Raw genomic sequence first — 215 nt, 5'->3', positions numbered from 1 at the left:
AACGCGGTCTGTCGCTGGCAGTTCACCGGACGCGAACGCGAGCTCGGCGCGCTGGAGGAGCGCCGCCGGCTCAGCGACGAGCTCCACGCGGACCTGTCCCAGCAGGTCGCGGCGCTCGGCCTGCACGTCGGCCTGACCAAGCTCGACGTCACCGAGCGCGACCTGGCCCGGCTGGGCGACGACGTCGGCAACCTGGACGCCATGGTCGAGACCCT

The 215-nt window shown here is 72.6% G+C and carries 1 pseudogene; it reads left to right on the top strand.

Going from position 1 to position 215, the window contains the following annotated elements:
* Positions 1-215, top strand: a pseudogene (locus BN358_RS26205) (DUF1664 domain-containing protein); the annotation flags it as partial.

This window comes from Sedimentibacter sp. B4 (assembly GCF_000309315.1).
Classification (GTDB): Bacteria; Bacillota; Clostridia; order Tissierellales; family Sedimentibacteraceae; genus Sedimentibacter; species Sedimentibacter saalensis.
Note: the sequence above shows the minus strand (reverse complement) of the source record. Positions and strands in the feature narration are given on the sequence as shown.